Here is a 16,830-nt window from a genome sequence, read left to right on the forward strand (position 1 = left end):
TCGCTGGTCGTGGGCCGCGCACCAGGGTGCGCGCGCTGTGGTGCGCGCCTGGAGGTGGGTGGGGTTGTCATGAGCGTCCTTCCTGCTCTGTCCCGGCGAGGGTGCGCACCAGGCGCGCGGTCGCGGACCCGGACACCTGCCGGGGGCCAACGATCGAGCCGATGATCGGTGACTGGTAGGTGTCCGTGACGAACACGGTGAGCGTGGCGTCGGCCACGGTCACCGACCCGGAGACCCCTGCCGTGGACAGGTAGGCCTGAGCGGCGGCACGGGCGGCGTAGGGGTCGACGGTCAGGCTCTGAGACCCGGGTGTCCCGCCCTGGGTGAGTGCGATCTGTTGGCCACCGGTGCGTGCCGCCTGCGCGGCCAGGTCGTTGGCGCGCTGCTGGGCGTGCAGGGTCCCGCCGAACTCGACGACGAACGCCGCGCACACCAGCAAGGTCGCCACGCACACCACCAAGAACGGCAGCACCGACCCCGCCTCACGCTCGTTCACTGGCCTCATCGCAGTGTTGGCCGGCTGGTGCTGGATCACTGGGACCTCCAGGTGTCAACGGGCGAAGACACGGACGCCTGCATCGTCAACTGGCGCCCGACGGGGATCCCTAGGCGGTGGGGGTCCAGGTGGCAGGTGACGGTGGCCGAGACCGTGGATGGCTGCCCGGCCGGCGCCAGCAGCCCGGTCGTGTCGACGGTGACGTCGGTCGACGCGCAGCGCAGGTCCTGGTTGGCCAGCGACATCGAAGCTGCCGCGGACGCGTCAGCCTGCGCCGTGGAGACTGTGCGCGCCAGGGATGCTGTCCGGGCTGCGTCGGCGGCAGCGGCTTGGACGGACTGTTGTGCCAGCACGGACAGGGCACCGACGACGATCGCCCAGCCGATCAGCGCGACGGCCGGGATGGTGATGACGAGCTCGATCGCCACGACCCCGGCCTCCCGCCTACGAACCCCGGGGTGTGCGCGTGTGGTGGGCGCCGTCATGGAGCACCCGCTCCGGCAGGAGCGGTCAGGCGTTCGACGGGCATGGTCGCGGTCTGCGTGATGGTCAGGTCCCACCCCTCGATCAGGGACTGTGTGCTGCCGGTCACGGTGACCGCCGCGGTGGTCTCGCTGCGCGTGACGGTCGCACGGGGCGCGAGTAGGAAGCCGCGTCCGGTCGTGCTGGCGAAGTCGACGGCGGCGGCCTGACCGCTGCCGACGGTGCCGGTCTCGGCGGCCGCGCTGCGCGCACCTTCGCTGGCGGCGGCGACCGCGACCTGGCGGCCGGCAAACCACAAGGACGCCTGGATGCACGCGATGATCAGCAGCAGCACCAGCGGCAGCAGGATCGCGGTCTGGATCGCTGCCTGCCCGGCCTCCAGGCGGCCCGCACACCTGGGTGTGCGCGCAAGCCGGATCGGCGCGGGTGCCTGGTCCAGGGTGTGCGCGGTTGTAGCGGGCATGCCGGTCCTTCCAGCGGGGCGGGGTAGGTGTGCGGACTAGACCGGGGTCAGCAAGCGCATGACCGACGGCGCCAGGAGAAGCGCGATGAACGTCAGGGCCATGACGGCGCCCGAGGCGCTCATGCGGACGGCGATCGCGTTGGCAGCGGCCAGGTCTTGGTTACGTAGGGCGTTGCGTTGGGCCTTGGCGCTCTTGCGGAGGTTGTCGTAGATCGCGGTGTTCTCCGTGGCGGACTGCTCCAGGGTCTCGGCCAGGTCGCGCAGCTCGCCGACGCCGACCTGGTCGGCCAGGTCCTTCAGCGCGTCCCAGGGCCGTGCCCCGGACATCTGGGCCTGCGCCAGGGTGACCGCGATGCGGTTCAGGACCCAGGAGCCGGTGCCTTGGGCGGCCTGTTCCGTGGCCTGGGGGACACCTGAACCGCTGATGCGCCGCAGCGCGAGGAGGCTGGTGTAGAGGGACAGGGCGCGGCGGAACTCGGTGCGTGCCTTGGTCGCCTTGTCCGCGACGGTGTAGTGCGGGATGTGGAACAGGGCGGCACCGAGCAGCACGGCCGCGAGGGCGGGGACGGTGAACGGCACCTGGATGTCCAGTACGCCGAGGCCCATGGTCAGCAGGGGAGCGGTCAGGACGCCGAGTGCGGCGCAGACCAGCTGTTCGCCGTAGAAGCGGGCGGTTGGGATGCCGAGCAGGGCCAGGTCGCGCTGCGGTGTGCGCAGCCAGAGCCCAGCCGGGAGGTGGTCGCGGCCCCATCGGCCCAGCCGTTCGGTGCTGCCCGGCACGGCCTGCTCCTGCGGCCGGGAGCGGGACGGGTGCGCGGCCGGGGCGAGGCGGGTCAAGCCCTGGGTGAGGTCGACGTGCGCGGGCAGGAGCTGGACGATCAGGAGGGCGAGGGCCAGGGCGATGGATCCGCCGGTCAGGCCGGCCCAGAACAGGCCCGTCATGAGCGCCCCCCGCTGGTGAACAGGCGGGTGGGTCCGGTGCCGTTGGACATCCGGTTGAACCAGAACAGGGTCAGGGCGAAGAAGGCGGCCAGGACGAGGAAAACGACCTGGCCGAGCGGGGTGCGGTAGGGCTCGATGTAGGTGCCGTTGAGCAGCATCGCGCCGAGGGTGCCGACGGTGATGACGGTCAGCCAGGTCGCTGTGGCGCGGTAGGTGGCTCGGCTGGCCTCGACCTCGCGGCGGGCGCGGACCTGGTCGGCGACGTCGTCGGCCAGGTCGTCCAGCACCTTGGCGACGGGGCCGCGCAGCTCGATCGCGGTGGTCAAGGACTGGGCGACCATGTCCGCGGTCGGGTCGGCGAGGTCGTCCGCGAACGCGGCCAGCGCCACCCGCGGGTTCCAGCTCGACTCCAGCCGCGCCGCCAGCGCCTGGACCGGCGGTGCGATCGGCGTCGGCGCGGTCCACGCCGTCGACCGCAGAGCGCTTTCCAGGCCCTTACCGCCCGAGAGCGATCCAGCCAGGGACCTCGTCCAGTCCTGGATCGCTTCCAGGCGCGCGATCCGCTCGCCCTGGGCCCGGTTGGACAGCATCGACGGGACTCCGACCGAGACGACCGGCCCGACGAACAGGAGCAGCGGCCAGCCCGTGATCAGCCAGGCGACCAGGCCGGCCGCGATACCGAGACCGAGCAGGATCCGGGTCCGACGTGGCATCCGACAGAACGCGGCCCGGGCCCGGTCGACGAGGCTGGTGCGCGGCGGCCGCGCGGCAACCGGCAGTGCCGGCGGCACGGGGCGTAGCGCGTAGACGAGGCCGACCAGGCCACCGCACACCAGGGCGCCGCACAGGGCAGCGATGATCATGACCGCACCCCCGCCGCGGTCCGGCCCGCCGGGTGGTGCAGGGCTTCGGTGAATCCCTGCAGGTCGAACCCGTAGGCCTCCAGGCCCTGGTGATCCAGGTCCGGCATCGTCTTCGGCACGGCGTTCCCGTCGGGTCCGGGGGCGAAGATCTGGGTGGTGGCGTATCCGGTCTCCCGTTCACCGGGGGCGACGGAGATGATCTCGGCGACCTGGCGGCGCGGGGATTGGTTGGTGGGGTCGTAGGACAGGTCGACGTGCACGATCAGGTCGATCGCGTGCGCCAGCTTGGACGTCGCCAGGTCGTGGGTGACCTGTTCCTCACCTTCCATCGCGCAGGTCACCAGCTTCCGGATCGCGGCGACAGCGCTGGTGGCGTGTGTCGTGGACAGCGACCCGGTGCCGGACTCCATCGCCTTGATCATCGGCCAGACCTCCGCACCGCGGACCTCCCCGACGATCAGACGGGACCGGTTGTACCGGAAGGACCGCCACAACGCTTCGGCGATGGTCGACTCCCCGGCCTGCCGCCCGTCCGGGCCGACCTCGCCGGAACCGGGGCGGGCCTCCCACGCGATCACGTTCGGGCGCAGGTCCTGCAGCCCGAGCTCGTACTCCGTCTCAAACGTCGCGATCCGTTCCCCGGCCGGGATCTGGTCACACAGCGCCCTGGTCAGTGTCGTCTTGCCGGCGCTGGCCGCCCCGGAGACCACGATCGACTTCCGCGCCCGGACCGCTGCCGCGAGGAACGATGCGGCCACGGGGGAGAGCATGCCGAGCCCGACGAGCTGGTCGATGGTGACCTGGATCAAGCGGTGGCGCCGAATGACCACCACCGGCCGGTCGGTCACCCACGCCGACGCCGCCAGCCGCGCACCGCTACCGGGTAGGCGCATGTCGACGTAGGGGTTGCGCTCGGAGAACGGGCGCGCGCCGGAGCCGGTGCGGGTGGCGATGTCCTGGATCAGCTGGATCAGGTCATCGTCGGAGTCCGCGACCGGCTGCCCGGCCACCCAGGTGCCGTCGGCGAGCTGGAGCTGGACGGTGCGGTGGCCGTAGATCTCGATGTTCTCGACATCGTCGTTGTCCAACAAGGGTTGCAGCCGGCCCATGCGGAACAGGCTGTTGAACACCGCATCCCGCAGGGTCTCCCGCTGGGCGAGCGTGAACTCGGCCTTGCCGTCGTTGCGCCGGTCGGTGGAGGCCTGTTTCACCAGCCGGTTGATGGCCTCCTTGCCGGCCTCCTCCCGCACCAGGGCGTCGGTGCCAGGCTCGAACCGCTCGGCCTGCTCGGTAGAGACCTGGTCCCGCAACGCGTCCACCAGGGCCCAGTCCACCTCAACCGGCCGAGGCAGTGCGGCGGCGGAGCGGTTAGGTCGGGCAGACGCCCCGTCCACCGGGTCGCGGGAGTCCGGCTGCCCCGAGCTGACCCACGGGTTGGTCGGGCGGCGCAGGTTCGGCGGCAGCTCCTGCGGGACCGGGCGCGTCAGGTACGCGATGTCTGCCGGGTCGGTGCCCTCGGGTGACTCGGTGCGCGGCTCGGCCGTCATGCCTGCTCCTGTCGGCGATCGGCTGCAGCGGCCCAGATCGCTGCCGGACCAAGGACCGGCCCTCGCGGCGCGTTCGCTGTCGCGTCGGGTCTTTCCGGATGGATGCCGAGGGAGGTCCGCTGGCGCAGGTGGCGCGCGGCCTCGTCCAACGAACGAGCCAAGGCCCCCTTGTGGAACCGGGGCCGTGGCGTTGCGCCTTGGTGGTAGGTGTCAGCGTCCCTGGGGGAGTACGCGATCTGACCGACCAGCGGCAGCCCAAGGAGTTTGGCCGCGCCCCGCCCGGAGTAGGGGCGGCCGGGGCCGACCACGAGCAGTCCGGCCTGCTTCCATAGCCGTGTCCGCACGATCAGGTCGGCGTGTGACCGGACCGCGGCCAGTGCGGGCAGGTCCGTCCGAGTCACCAGCAGCGTCATGTCGGCCCGCTCGAGCAGGGGCCCCGGGGAGTCGGCCATGCCGAGACGGCCGGCGTCGATGATCACGTCCTGCCCGGTCGCGTCCAACCCGGCCAGCACCCCGGCCAGTGGCGACCACAGATTGCCCAGCTCGCGTGCCTCCAGGTGCGACCGGACCCCCGGAACGAACCGCACCCCGTCGTTGACGGGGATTGCCACGCGGTCCAGTGCCTGTGCGATGGACTCGGAGGAGAACGCGACATCCAGCAGCCCGGTGTCGTGGTCCCGGGCGCCTTGGAACCACCCGGCCAGGATCGCGGAGCTACCCACCGGGTCGGCCTCGACCAGCAGCACCGGACGCGGCCATGCGATGGCCAGCCCGAGCGAGGTCGTGGTGACGCCAGGTGACCCGGAGGCGGAGCACAGTGCGATGACCGCCATCAGCCCTCCCCGGTGGTGGATGATGCGCTGGGTGAGGCGGAGGGCTCTGCTTCGTCATCGGGTGGGCTGGTGTCTTCGTCGAGCTCGCGGGAGTCCAGGACGAGCGTGACCTTCCCGGCGGCGGCCTCGGCGGCGAGCGTGATGGCTTCTTCGTGGGAGACCAGGACATCCACGACGGTCTGCCCGTCCGGGGCGGGCGGGTTGACCGCGACCACCTCGGCCTCATGAAACGTCGGGGTCTGCTTGCCACCGCCGTCAGCGGCCGTGACCACCGCCCGCACCTGGTCACCGGGCAACAGGCTCAGGCCCGGCGCGACCGGCGGCGGCAGGACGATGCCGAGCACCGACATACCCGACGGCGGGACCAACTCCTCAGTCACGACCCCAGCCGTCAGTGCGGCGCCGGACGCGACGTCCCACGCCGCACGCTGCCCGACAACCTCGGCTCGCGCCCCGGCGCCGATCAGGTCCAGGGCGACGTCGGCCCCGACCTGGGTCTCCGTCAGGTCCTCGGCCGTGATCACCGAGCCCCGCACGATCGTGTCCCGGGCGACCAGCACCGTGCGCGTGTCGGTCAGTGTCGCCCACAACAGCACGGCGCCCAACGCGCCGACACCGATCGCCGCGATCATCACAACCGCCAGCACCGGTCGTCGCTTTAACCGTGGCGGTGCGAGCCTGGCCCCTGCCGGTGGCGCCCCTGGCGCCGATGGTCCCTGCATGGTTGTGCTCGTCATCCCTGCCCCCTTGTGACTGCCCTGCTTGCCAGCCCGTCAGTTCACGAGCACCTGTGCCTCGCCGATCGAGACCTGCACGCTGCGCGACAAGTCGTCTACTTCCAGCGACCCGGACTGCCCGGCGCTCTCCCAGTCCACGATCCACTCGCTGGTGGCCGTGACCGTGTACTCCTGCCCGGGCCGGTACCCGGACTCCCAGGTGTAGGTGTGCCCGCAGTCCGGCGACGCGTCCCGACCGAACCGGGTCTCGTACGGGGTACCCGGACCGGTGCAGACGACCTGGGTGCCGTCACCCATGTCCCACACGATCCGCTCCACCCGGGCCGTCGCCGACACCGTCACCGAGCCCGCCGACGCGGTGCGCGTGATCGGACCGAACGTCTGCTCACCGGGGTCCTGGACCCACAACCACGTCGGCAACGCCACGACCCCCGGCCCATCCGGATCCGGCGACATCCCGATCTCGACCGCACGCAGGTTCATCCGCTCCACCGCGATCTGCGCCACCTCACCCGGGGTGGGACCGGCATCGGCGGCGTCCGGGGGTGTCGCCATCCAGATTCCACCCTGCAGCCCGCCGCTGGGGATACGGCATTCGTAAATCGCGCCGTCGCCCGCCTCGTGCCCGTCCCATTCGGGAGCACTGGCCGGCGGCTGCGGCACAGCCCGGCTCAGGTAGCAGTTCGAGCGTTCGCTCCACACCCCGTGCTCCGACGTGCACGGCACCGGTCCACCTGCGTTCTCGAGGTGAGCCGTGATGCTGCCCTGTGGCTCCCACGTGCACGCCGACCCCATGCTCGACCGGCGAGCCGGTTTCGCTGGGCGTTCGGAGCGCCCGTCCGTCCCTGACGCCCAATTGTCCGGGCCTTGCCCCGCGGACGATTCACGATCGTGAGCGGCGATGATGCAGACACCGGAATCCCGGTCTACGGCTTTGCACCGAGGCTTTGCTGATGCGGGTATCGCAACCCCGCAGAGTGCGAGTGCGACCAAGGCGACAATGGCTGTTGTCCTCAGCCTGTGCATTGGGCCTTCTCCAGCGTCTCCAGTGAGGCGACACGCCAGCCGCTGGCGGGATCCGTCTTGTAGTCGTAATTGGCGACGTGCAGACGTTCCCATCCGCGATCGGTACGGTCCGGGCTCACCATGGAATCTCCGGCCTCATCGACAAGGTCGACGTCGCTGACGTCGTAGCAGACGTCCACTTGTACGGTCGGGACTCGCCCCGCTTCTGGATCCGAGTTGTCCAGGCTCACGGACTGGACAATCAGTTCGGCGACCTTGGTTCGCCCTGTCTTGCGCCAGCCATCGGCGCGCCACCGCTCCACGATCTGCTGGCGGGTGCTGAGCTCCACGCTCGTGGCGACTCTGCCAAGCCCGGACAACTTGGCATCGGGATCTTGACCGACCTCGTCCGTGACCGCGTAGTAATCGCGCGCAAGTGCCTCGGCATTTGTACGGGCGAGCGCTTTCGGATCCGTGGGGCTCGGTGAAGGCGACGCCGAAAGAGACGGGGTGGGCGCGTTCGCCGACTCGCTCGGTCCAGGCGAAGCTGACCCGCCGGTCGTGCATCCTGAAGCCAGCGCGAACAGCAGCGCTGCGGTGAGAACAGGTCGTGTAGTGCGCATGCTAGGGGGCCTGCCTCCCTGGGTGCGCCGCCGGGACGGCACGCGGTGATCGCCGACGAGGTCGAGATTGTCGCGCGGGTGAAAACTGGGGGAAACCATTACCGCCGATCCAGATCGTTCGCGCAAGGTAAACGGTCTTTCTGTTACGCGCGCGAAACAGGCCGCGCTGAGCGCTGGCGTCGAATTCGTCGTGGAGGTCACACCTCGAACAGTGGCAGGTGTGCGCGCGCTCTGCGCACACCCTGCGGTGCGCACACCATGGTGTGCACGGGTATCGGTGCAGTTCAGGTGCGCGCACCAAGTCGTCCGCGTGAATCTCTCGGCGGCGCTTGAGTGATATCCGCAGCCCTTTTGGACGAATGTCCAAATGCGCGCACACCATAGGTGTGCGCGCTTTGCAAGACGGCGAGCCGGAGAATTCACTATGCGAAATCATGGTGCCGTAGCTGTCTGGACGCGTCGCCGGCGACGGGGCAGTGCTGGCTCGCGGGGCGGACGTGGGATGAGTGCCGAACTAGCATCGGGTGCGCGAGTCGGGTACCTGCCAGTCGGATGTCGACCGAGCGATAAAGGATGCCAAGGCGATGGCTGTGGAACGAGGGCGGCATGGGTGAACGACCGCTACAGAGGATGACGGGTAGCGAGGTCTGGTGCGCGCGCGAGGCGCTGGGCTTGGAGCGCTCGGACCTTGGGCACCTGCTCGGTAACCGCGCCGAGATCGTCCGCGACTGGGAGCGTGGAAAGCTGAATGTTCCGTTCCGGGTTCGCGAGCAGATGGACGAGCTAGAAGCGATCACCACGAAAGAGGTCGAGCGGTTGACTGCCGACCTGCGGCAGATGCCACAACCGGTGGTGGTCGTCTACTTGGACAGGGAGCCACAGCCTCCGGTTGTCGCGCGGTTTGGTGTGCGCTGGTGGCGCGCAGTCGCCGCGCGCGCGGCAGGAAACGTGCCCGGCACTCGAATCGGCACAGCCGCCGAGATCGACGCCATCGACCACGAAGACTGAACAACAAAAATAAATGATCAGCCAAACGTGCGAATTGTGGCTTTTATAAGTGGTCTGATCGCTCTTTGTTGAGTAGAATCGATGTACCGGCCCGGGGTTATCCCAGGCCACGACGGCACAAGGAGCCGATCATGCCTGTGCAGACCGAGAACAAGAACGCCGAGAAGGTGGCGGGTAACGCCTTCGAGAAGGCGGAACTGCGGTACGTGGATCCGCGTACCGTGAAGTTCGGGAAGAACGTCCGCAGCGACGTCGAGAAGACCATCGACGCGGACTTCGTCGACAGCATCCGAGACCTGGGGGTCCGGATGCCGCCACCGGTGTACGAGGACCAGGACGGGACGCTCACCCTGGTCGATGATGGTGCGCGGCGCACCTGGGGCGCGATCAAGGCGGGCCTGGCGCTCTACCCGGTGATCGTGGTGCCCAGCAGCACTGACAGCAACGCGCTCGACCGGCTGGTGAACCAGTTCCACGCGAACGACCAGCGGGTCGGGATCAACGATGCCGACCGCACAGCCGGGTACCAGCAGATGGCACTGTTCGGCGCGACCGCCGCCCAGATCGCCAAGCGGACCAAGACCACCACGGCAAAGGTGGAGGCCGCGCTCGGCGTCGCCGACTCGAAGACCGCTTGGGCCGCGCTGGTCGACCACAACGTGACTATCGTTCAGGCTGCTGTAATCGCAGAGTTCGAGGACCACCCGAAGGTTGTCGCCAAGCTGACCGAGGTCGCCACCAAGAACCCGGGACAGTTCGAGCACGAGGCCCAGCAGCAGCGCGACGCGCTCAAGCGGGCCAAGGAACTGGCGCAGGTCCGCGCGACGCTGCGCGAGGCTCATGTGCGGGAGATCCCGAACCCCGGGTACGGCAACAAGAAGATCACCCGGCTGGGTGACCTGGCCGACGCGCAAGGCAACCGCCTGACCGAGGAGACGCACCGCACCTGCCCCGGCCACGCCGCCTACCTGGACGAGTACAGCCGCACCAAGGTCGCCTACGTGTGCACCGACCCGAGGGCGAACAAGCACGCCAAGAACGGCCGCGTCCTGGGGATGCCGCTCAGCGGCAAGGAGAAGGCCGAGCGCGACGCGGTATCAGAGTTCAACCCGCGTATGAAGTCAGCCACGGACGTGCGCCGCGCTTGGCTGGCCGACTTCGCCAAGAAGACGACCGCTCCGAAGGGCGCGGACGAGTTCATCGCGATGTCGGTGCTGATGGAGGGCAGCAGCCTGGACAAGGCGGGCAACACCGGGCACGCCCTGGCCGCTGAGTGGCTCGGCATCAAGAACCCCGGGTACGGGGCGCGCACGGCCATCGCTGAGATGATCAGCAAGGCCGCGAAGGCGGGCAGGCCTGGACGGGTGCAGCGCATCACTCTGGTCCTGGCGCTGGCCGCGATTGAGGCCCGGACCAACAAGGAGACCTGGCGTAGCACGCGCGAGGCCCGGTACTTCCTGGCCCTGCGGGACTTCGGCTACGACCTGGACAAGGTCGAGGAGATCGCCGCAGGCCTGCGCACCGCCATCCCGGACGACCGAACCGTGCAGTCCGCCGAGGCGAACGGCGCGCCCAAGTCCAGCGCCCCGGTCAAGGCCGCGACCACGTCTGACCCGACCTCGGCTGGTACCGCGACCAAGGCCACGGGCCAGAGCAAGCGCCAGGTCCCGGCCAAGCCCGCCAGCAACGGCCCTGCCCGCGCCACCTCGGCCAAGACCAAGGGCACCGAGAAGCCGAAGCCCGCCCACAACCCGCGCAAGGCAGCGAGCACGACCGCGAGCACCACGCAGGAGGCGAGCCCCTCGCCGACGACGCACAAGGCCGCGAGGCAGGAGCAGAAGACCACCAGCGTCCCGCAGCCTGCCACTGCCGGGTCTCGATGATGCTCACCGCCTAGCATCGGGTCTAAGAGGCCGCCATCCCTGTACCGGGGGATGGCGGCCTCTTTCGTGTGCCCGGGGGAAGTCCGGCCGCCCCCGCCCAGGGACCCTCAGCGGGGACCTCGCCGCCGACGTCCCCGGCCAGCACCGGCGACAAGCAGCGACAGCGACACGCACACGCACGACGACGCGCACACACGACGGACGCAGTGACGCGACGCACGCGGCTGCGTGACGAGGGCAGGCGGGCAGCGGACGGCGGGTCCCGCGGACCGCCACGACGAAGGCCACACACCTCTTGCACAAGCCGTGAGCGGAGGTCGCCGAGGCGACCTGGAACAGCCCGACAAGCACCTGTGGAAGGGGGACTCGTGATGACGGTCCACGCGCTGAGCGCGGGCAGTGGGTACACGTACCTGACCCAGCAGGTCGCCTCCGGGGACGTCCCGCGGGGTCGTGGGATGTCGTTGACGGACTACTACATGCAGCACGGCAACCCGCCCGGCCACTGGGTCGGGTCGGGACTGGAGCAGCTTGGGGTGTCGGGGCAGGTGTTGGAGAAGCAGATGAAGTCTCTGTTCGGGCAGGGCCGCCACCCGGACGCGGAGCGGCTGGAGGTCGAGGCCCTCGCTCGGGGCATGTCGAAGCAGGACGCGGCCCGGGTGGGGGCGCTCGGGCGCGCGTTCCCGGAGTTCAAGACCCGGCCCGACGACGGGTACACCGCCGCGTTGGAGGCGGCGTTCGCGCGGTTCGCCGCCGAGAACGACCGGCCGCCGGAGGCTGGTGTCGAGCGGGACCTGATCCGCTGGAACGTCGCCCGGAACCTGGCCCAGCAGGAGCACCACGAGAAAGGCGGTTCGGGCGGTGTCTCGGACAAGGACGTGGCGACCTGGCTGGCGAAGCGTGGCCAGCAGCCCCGGAAGGCGGTGGCGGGGTATGACCTGGTGTTCACGCCGGCCAAGAGCATCTCGGTCCTGTGGGGTCTGGGTGATCCGGCGACGCGGGAGGCGATCACGAAGGCGCACACCCAGGCCTGGCAGGACACGCTGGCGTGGATCGAGTCCGAGGCGGCGCTCACTCGTGGGGGTGCGGGTGGTGTGCGGCAGCTCGACACCCACGGTCTAACCGCTGTCGCATTCGACCATCTCGACTCCCGGGCCGGGGATCCGAACCTGCATACCCATGTCGCGCTCTCCACGAAGGTGCTCGGTGTCGACGGGATCTGGCGGGCCCTGGATGGTCGGGTGCTGTACTCGCTGGGCGCTGCCGCCTCCGAGCGGTACAACACCCGCATCGAGCAGCTCCTGGTCGAGGTCCTCGGGGTCGCGTTCCACACGGAGACCAGGGGCCGGGGCAAGCAGGGCGTGCGCGAGATCGTCGGTATCCCGAAGGTGTTGCGGGATGCGTTCTCCCGGCGGCGGGCCGCGATTCAGGAGTCCTACGAGTCGCTGCGGGCGCAGTACCGGGCGAAGTACGGGCACGAGCCGGCCCCGAAGACCGCTTATGGGCTGACGCAGCAGGCCAACCTGGACACCCGGCAGGGCAAGGGCGCCCCGGTCGGGCTGCGTCACCGGCTCCCGCAGTGGGCGCAGGTGGCCTTCGTGGTCCTGGGCGGCCCGGACGCGGTGGCGCGGATGCTCGCCCGCGCCCTGAACCCCCATCCGGACGTGAGGCGGGTCGCGGTCCACGAGCTCAAAGACCTGTGGCCTGCCGTCGCGCAGGATCTGGCCGGTCGGGGGGTCGCCCGGTGGGCGGCCAAGGACGTCACGGATTCCGTGGAGCGGCTCGCTCACAAGTGGCCGCAGGCCCAGGTCTTCCGGCCGCTGCGGTGGCGCACACCTGCCGGCCGCAAAGCGGCACTCGCGGAACTCGCACAGGAGGTGCTCGCTCAGGGCGACCTGGTCGACTTGTGCCTGACGAACGTGGTCGGCAAGCGGGCAACGTGGACGACCTACCACCTGCAGGCAGAAGCCACGCGCCTCGCACGGGAGCACGCCCCCCAGGGCACCGACCTCCTCGCCCTGTCCGCGACCATCTCCGGACATGCGGAAGCCGGCAGCCTGGTGATCACGCCCCCTGACCTGAATGAGCCTCCGGACGTCATGCGGCGCAAGGACGGCGAGAGCGTCTACTTTGTCCACGGCTCCACCCGGTACACCTCCCTCGCGGTCCTGGAAGCCGAAGACCAGCTCCTGGCCGCGGCCCGCACCCCGGGTGGTCTGGTGATCGACCCGGGCGCGGTGGAGCGCACGATCGACCAGGTCCGGGTTGACCGCGGCCGGGTCCTGAACCGCGGGCAACGGGACCTGGTCGCCCACTTCGCAGCCAGCACGGTGCTGGCGGCGGGCATCGGCCCGGCCGGGACCGGAAAGACGACCGCCATGCGCGCCTTCGCGACAGTGGTCCAGGAGTCGGGCGGCAGGCTCATCGCGTTGGCGCCGTCGGCCGCCGCCGCGGAAGTCCTCGGAGCCGACCTCGGCGACGGGATCACCGCGGAGACCCTGGACATGTTCCTCCTGGCCAACCGCGGCGAGGGAAGTGAACGTCTGCGCGAACGCCTCACGGTGGAGCCCGGGACGGTGGTCCTGGTCGACGAGGCCAGCCTGGCCGGGACGCTCGCTCTCGCCGACGTCCTTGCCTTCACTCGGGCCGCTGGTGGGAGTGTCCGGCTGCTGGGTGACCCGGCCCAGCTCGGTGCCGTCGCCGCCGGCGGCGCGTTGCGGCTGGTCGCGCAGCAGGCGGGTGCGGTCGAGCTGACCCAGATCCACCGCTTCCACACCCCCGGCGAAGCGACCGCCTCGCTCCAGCTGCGCGACGGCGACCACCGGGGCCTGGACTTCTACATCACCGGGCGCCGCACCCAGGGCGGCAGTGCGGCGCAGATGGCGGAGGAGATGTTCGCGAACTGGCAGACCGACTCCGACCAAGGCCGCAAGACGGTCATGATCGCCGCGACCAACACCCTGGTCAACGAGCTGTCCGCCCGCGCCCGCTTGCACCGCGTCACGCGAGGCGAGGTCGAGGACGACGGCGTGGTCCTGCATGACGAGAACCGGGCCGGGATCGGAGACGTGATCGTGACCCGGCTGAACAACCGCCACCTGCGTGCCCGGCACGACGACGGGCACATCGACTGGGGCAAGGACTGGGTCCGCAACGGCGACCTCTGGCGCGTGACCGCCCGCGACGAGAACGGTGCCGTCCAGGCTCGGCACCTGGAGACCGGCGCGACCGTAGTGCTCCCGGCAGACTACGTCGCTCAGCATGTCGAGCTCGGGTACGCCGCGACGATCCACCGGGTCCAGGGCATGACCGTCGACACCTCCCACGCAATGGTCGGCGTCGGGATGACCCGCAACGAGCTCTACACCGCCATCACCCGTGGCGCGGACTCCAACCGGGTGTACGTCGAGACCGACGACGTCCTGGACCTCGACCCGCACCGCCAGCCGGACCTGGAGCGGGCGGTGCTGAACGCTCTGAAGGGTGTCCTGGACCGCGACGGCGAGGAACAGTCCGCCTCGCGGGTCATCGAGGACGAGTGGGACTACGCGCACTCCCTGGCCCGCCTCGTCCCCGAGTACGAGGACGCCTACCTCTCCTTCCTCGAACCCGACCGCACCGGCCGCCTCGCCGAGGCCGTGCGATCGGTGCTGCCCGGCCGGGTCGCGGACTGGGTCCTGAGTGATGAGGTCTGGCCGGTGCTGGCCAAGCGGCTGTCCATGCACGAGGCCGCCGGCATCGACCCGGCCACCGTGGTCCGCCGCGCGGCCGGGACCGGGTTCGGGAACGCGCGGTCTATCGCGAAGGTCCTCCATCACCGCATCGGCCTGCCCCGACACCATGACCACGACGAGCGGGGACTGCCGGTCTGGATCACCACCTCGCCCGACACCACCGACACGATGCTCTGGGCTGACGTCCCGGCCGCCGGCGCGGACGGGGCCGGTGACCCGTTCGCGACCACGCCGTCGGCCGAGGCACCGCGGCAGGAAGCAGGCACCGAGAGCAGCGCGACGGGGCCGGGCGCCCCGACCGGCACGGATGGCAAGGCGTCCATGGCCGGTGCTCAGGAGCCCTTCGTCGAAGCGGGGGAGCGTGACCTGGTCGTCGAGATCACCGGCCATGCGTGGACCTGGTGGACCCGGCAGAAGGCCACCCAGTCCTGGGCGACGCGGTACATGACCAGCCGTGGCTTGGCCGGTGCGGAGTGGGGCGCCGCTCCCGCGTCATGGAGCGGGCTGACCGACCACCTGCAGACCCTCGGGTACACGCCCGACCACCTCGTCACCGCAGGTGTCGCGACCCGGACCAAGAACGGGCGGGTCATCGACAAGTTCCGCAACCGGATCGTGTTCCCCTACCGCGACCAGACCGGGATCGTCGTGGGCGTCACCGCACGCATCAACCCCGCCGAGGCAGATACGGGTGATGGGCGCGTGCCGAAGTACCTGAACACCCCGGAGACAGCCGTGTACCGCAAGGGCGAGCTCGTCTACGGCCTGGACCCCGACGCCATCACACGCCTGGCGGCCGGTGCCCGGCCGGTGCTGGTCGAGGGCCCGACCGACCACGCGGCCCTGCACCTGGCGGCCGCTCGCCTGGCGGAGCAGACCGGGGTCGAGATCGTGCCGGTCGCCGCGGGCGGCACCGGCATCACCGAACGGCACCTGCAAGCCCTGCGCGACGCGACCGGCAGGGACCTGACCGACCTGATCGTCGCCCTGGACCCCGACAACGCCGGCCGCACAGCGGCGGCCCGGGTCTGGGCCATGCTCACCCCCGAAGAAGCCGCCCACGCCCAAGCGCTCGACCTGCCGACCGACCCTGCCCAGACCGCGACCGACAACCCCGATGCTCTCGCCGGCGCACTGGCCGAGCCCATTCCACTGACGTGGTTCGCGATGGAGCCCAACCTGCAGACCATCAGATCCCTGGACCACTTCGAACGACAGATCCCGGCGCTGCGTGCCCTGGTCGACCACCTCTACGCCCGGGTCGAGCTGGACCAGTGGTGGCCTCTGATCGAACACGTCGCCCAGAGCGTCGGTCACGCACCGGGTACCGCGACGCATCAGCAGCTCGACGTCGGCTCGGTGCGCAAGGTCATGACCGACCACCTCGCCGACCTGATCGGCGACCCCTCCCGGACCGACGCAGGCGCCGGTGTCGACAGCGGAGCCGAGGCCAGTGCGCCAGCAGGGCGGGAGCGACCGGCGACCGACCCGCTCGTGCAGGCGTGGCTTGCCCGGCACGCCGACCTGATCGCCACCCGCCTGGACGCCCTGGTCGAGGACGCGGTGAGCAACCCGCAGCTGTGGATGGAGACCATCACCCCACCGCCGCCGGACGGGCATGTGCGGGAGACATGGCGGATGGCGATGCGGCAGGTGGTGGCCTACCGCGACCGCTATCAGATCACCGACCCGGTCGACCCGCTCGGGCCGCGGGCATCCGAAGGAGAGCGGGGCGAGGCGTTTGCTGCCGCTGCACGAGCCCTCGGAGCCATCACGATGGACCAGGAGTCGGCCCGGAAGCTACGCCGCCCGGGGCCGAGGCCGATGGAGCGCGCCTCGGTAGTCCTGGCCGATGCGCGAGCCCGCGCCGCCCAGATGCGGCACGACGCGTACGAGCGAGCACAACGCGACGCCGCAGACCGAGCAGCACAGCAGCACGGCGGCTGGGGCTGGTAGGAATTTCCAGAGCGCGGCGATGGCTGGAGGCCCTACGAGCTCTTCACCGTGGTTGCACCACTTCACGCCGACCCCGGTCCTACGCGGGAGAGAATCCTGTCCATGCCGAATCGCGCTCCACACGCCCTGACCGCCACGCGGCTGCATGCAGCTGTGAAGTTCCACGCGGTGATGCCCTCAAGCTCGTCCAGCGGCTCAGCCCGGAGCTCAAACGGCGCGGGCGCGCTGCCAGCCGGGCCGTTCTCAAGGGCTCGCAA

Annotated in this window: 13 protein-coding genes; 3 read left to right on the top strand and 10 right to left on the bottom strand. The window is 70.2% G+C overall.

The annotated features are described in order from the left end of the window. Positions 1-67: 67 nt before the first annotated feature. The 10 genes from ACFU5G_RS00845 to ACFU5G_RS00890 form a co-directional block, all read right to left on the bottom strand. Positions 68-496: a pilus assembly protein TadG-related protein gene (locus ACFU5G_RS00845; protein WP_377239777.1), complete on the bottom strand. Its 429-nt coding sequence runs from the start codon at positions 494-496 to the stop codon at positions 68-70. A gap of 35 nt (positions 497-531) precedes the next feature. Then, on the bottom strand, positions 532-924 hold the full coding sequence (locus ACFU5G_RS00850; RefSeq protein WP_377239779.1) for a TadE/TadG family type IV pilus assembly protein: 393 nt from the start codon (positions 922-924) through the stop codon (positions 532-534). Positions 925-977: 53 nt separating this feature from the next. Further along, positions 978-1,442 carry a TadE/TadG family type IV pilus assembly protein gene (locus ACFU5G_RS00855; protein ID WP_377239781.1) on the bottom strand — a complete coding sequence of 155 codons (465 nt, stop codon included), beginning with the start codon at positions 1,440-1,442 and terminating at the stop codon, positions 978-980. A gap of 36 nt (positions 1,443-1,478) precedes the next feature. Then, positions 1,479-2,384, bottom strand: coding sequence for a hypothetical protein (locus ACFU5G_RS00860; RefSeq protein WP_377239783.1), 906 nt, complete (start codon positions 2,382-2,384; stop codon positions 1,479-1,481). Next, complete coding sequence (locus ACFU5G_RS00865) at positions 2,381-3,247, bottom strand: type II secretion system F family protein (protein ID WP_377239785.1); 867 nt, start codon at positions 3,245-3,247, stop codon at positions 2,381-2,383. The genes ACFU5G_RS00860 and ACFU5G_RS00865 overlap by 4 nt, the downstream gene beginning before the upstream one ends. Next, positions 3,244-4,794, bottom strand: a complete 1,551-nt coding sequence (locus ACFU5G_RS00870) for a CpaF family protein (RefSeq protein ID WP_377239788.1) — start codon at positions 4,792-4,794, stop codon at positions 3,244-3,246. Before ACFU5G_RS00870 ends, ACFU5G_RS00865 begins: the two co-directional genes overlap by 4 nt. Then, positions 4,791-5,627 (bottom strand): hypothetical protein, encoded by an 837-nt coding sequence (locus ACFU5G_RS00875; RefSeq protein WP_377239790.1) that lies wholly within the window; start codon positions 5,625-5,627, stop codon positions 4,791-4,793. Before ACFU5G_RS00875 ends, ACFU5G_RS00870 begins: the two co-directional genes overlap by 4 nt. After that, entirely contained in the window at positions 5,627-6,364 is a 738-nt protein-coding gene (locus ACFU5G_RS00880; protein ID WP_377239792.1) for an SAF domain-containing protein, read from the bottom strand. Before ACFU5G_RS00880 ends, ACFU5G_RS00875 begins: the two co-directional genes overlap by 1 nt. A 36-nt stretch (positions 6,365-6,400) precedes the next feature. Further along, positions 6,401-6,919, bottom strand: a complete 519-nt coding sequence (locus ACFU5G_RS00885; RefSeq protein WP_377239794.1) for a hypothetical protein — start codon at positions 6,917-6,919, stop codon at positions 6,401-6,403. Positions 6,920-7,377: 458 nt separating this feature from the next. Beyond that, positions 7,378-8,193 (bottom strand): hypothetical protein, encoded by an 816-nt coding sequence (locus ACFU5G_RS00890; protein WP_377239796.1) that lies wholly within the window; start codon positions 8,191-8,193, stop codon positions 7,378-7,380. 405 nt (positions 8,194-8,598) lie between these two features. On the opposite strand from ACFU5G_RS00890, the gene ACFU5G_RS00895 reads away from it, so the two are divergent. The 3 genes from ACFU5G_RS00895 (at position 8,599) to mobF (ending at position 16,573) form a co-directional block, all read left to right on the top strand. Beyond that, entirely contained in the window at positions 8,599-9,000 is a 402-nt protein-coding gene (locus tag ACFU5G_RS00895) for a multiprotein-bridging factor 1 family protein (RefSeq protein ID WP_377239798.1), read from the top strand. 131 nt (positions 9,001-9,131) lie between these two features. Further along, positions 9,132-10,883, top strand: a complete 1,752-nt coding sequence (locus tag ACFU5G_RS00900; protein WP_377239801.1) for a hypothetical protein — start codon at positions 9,132-9,134, stop codon at positions 10,881-10,883. A gap of 371 nt (positions 10,884-11,254) precedes the next feature. Further along, positions 11,255-16,573 (top strand): MobF family relaxase, encoded by a 5,319-nt coding sequence (gene mobF, locus ACFU5G_RS00905; protein ID WP_377239803.1) that lies wholly within the window; start codon positions 11,255-11,257, stop codon positions 16,571-16,573. Positions 16,574-16,830: the final 257 nt, after the last annotated feature.

Origin of the sequence: Promicromonospora sp. NPDC057488, assembly GCF_042802395.1 — a bacterium.
Taxonomy (GTDB): Bacteria; Actinomycetota; Actinomycetes; order Actinomycetales; family Cellulomonadaceae; genus Promicromonospora.

What these genes read in the sequence shown, in the direction of transcription:
- ACFU5G_RS00855 (WP_377239781.1), bottom strand. Translation starts at nt 1,442, where the DNA reads ATGCCCGCTACAACCGCGCACACCCTGGACCAGGCACCCGCGCCGATC.
- ACFU5G_RS00860 (WP_377239783.1), bottom strand. Translation starts at nt 2,384, where the DNA reads ATGACGGGCCTGTTCTGGGCCGGCCTGACCGGCGGATCCATCGCCCTG.
- ACFU5G_RS00865 (WP_377239785.1), bottom strand. Translation starts at nt 3,247, where the DNA reads ATGATCATCGCTGCCCTGTGCGGCGCCCTGGTGTGCGGTGGCCTGGTC.
- ACFU5G_RS00870 (WP_377239788.1), bottom strand. Translation starts at nt 4,794, where the DNA reads ATGACGGCCGAGCCGCGCACCGAGTCACCCGAGGGCACCGACCCGGCA.
- ACFU5G_RS00875 (WP_377239790.1), bottom strand. Translation starts at nt 5,627, where the DNA reads ATGGCGGTCATCGCACTGTGCTCCGCCTCCGGGTCACCTGGCGTCACC.
- ACFU5G_RS00880 (WP_377239792.1), bottom strand. Translation starts at nt 6,364, where the DNA reads ATGACGAGCACAACCATGCAGGGACCATCGGCGCCAGGGGCGCCACCG.
- ACFU5G_RS00885 (WP_377239794.1), bottom strand. Translation starts at nt 6,919, where the DNA reads ATGGCGACACCCCCGGACGCCGCCGATGCCGGTCCCACCCCGGGTGAG.
- ACFU5G_RS00895 (WP_377239798.1), top strand. Translation starts at nt 8,599, where the DNA reads ATGGGTGAACGACCGCTACAGAGGATGACGGGTAGCGAGGTCTGGTGC.
- ACFU5G_RS00900 (WP_377239801.1), top strand. Translation starts at nt 9,132, where the DNA reads ATGCCTGTGCAGACCGAGAACAAGAACGCCGAGAAGGTGGCGGGTAAC.
- mobF (WP_377239803.1), top strand. Translation starts at nt 11,255, where the DNA reads ATGACGGTCCACGCGCTGAGCGCGGGCAGTGGGTACACGTACCTGACC.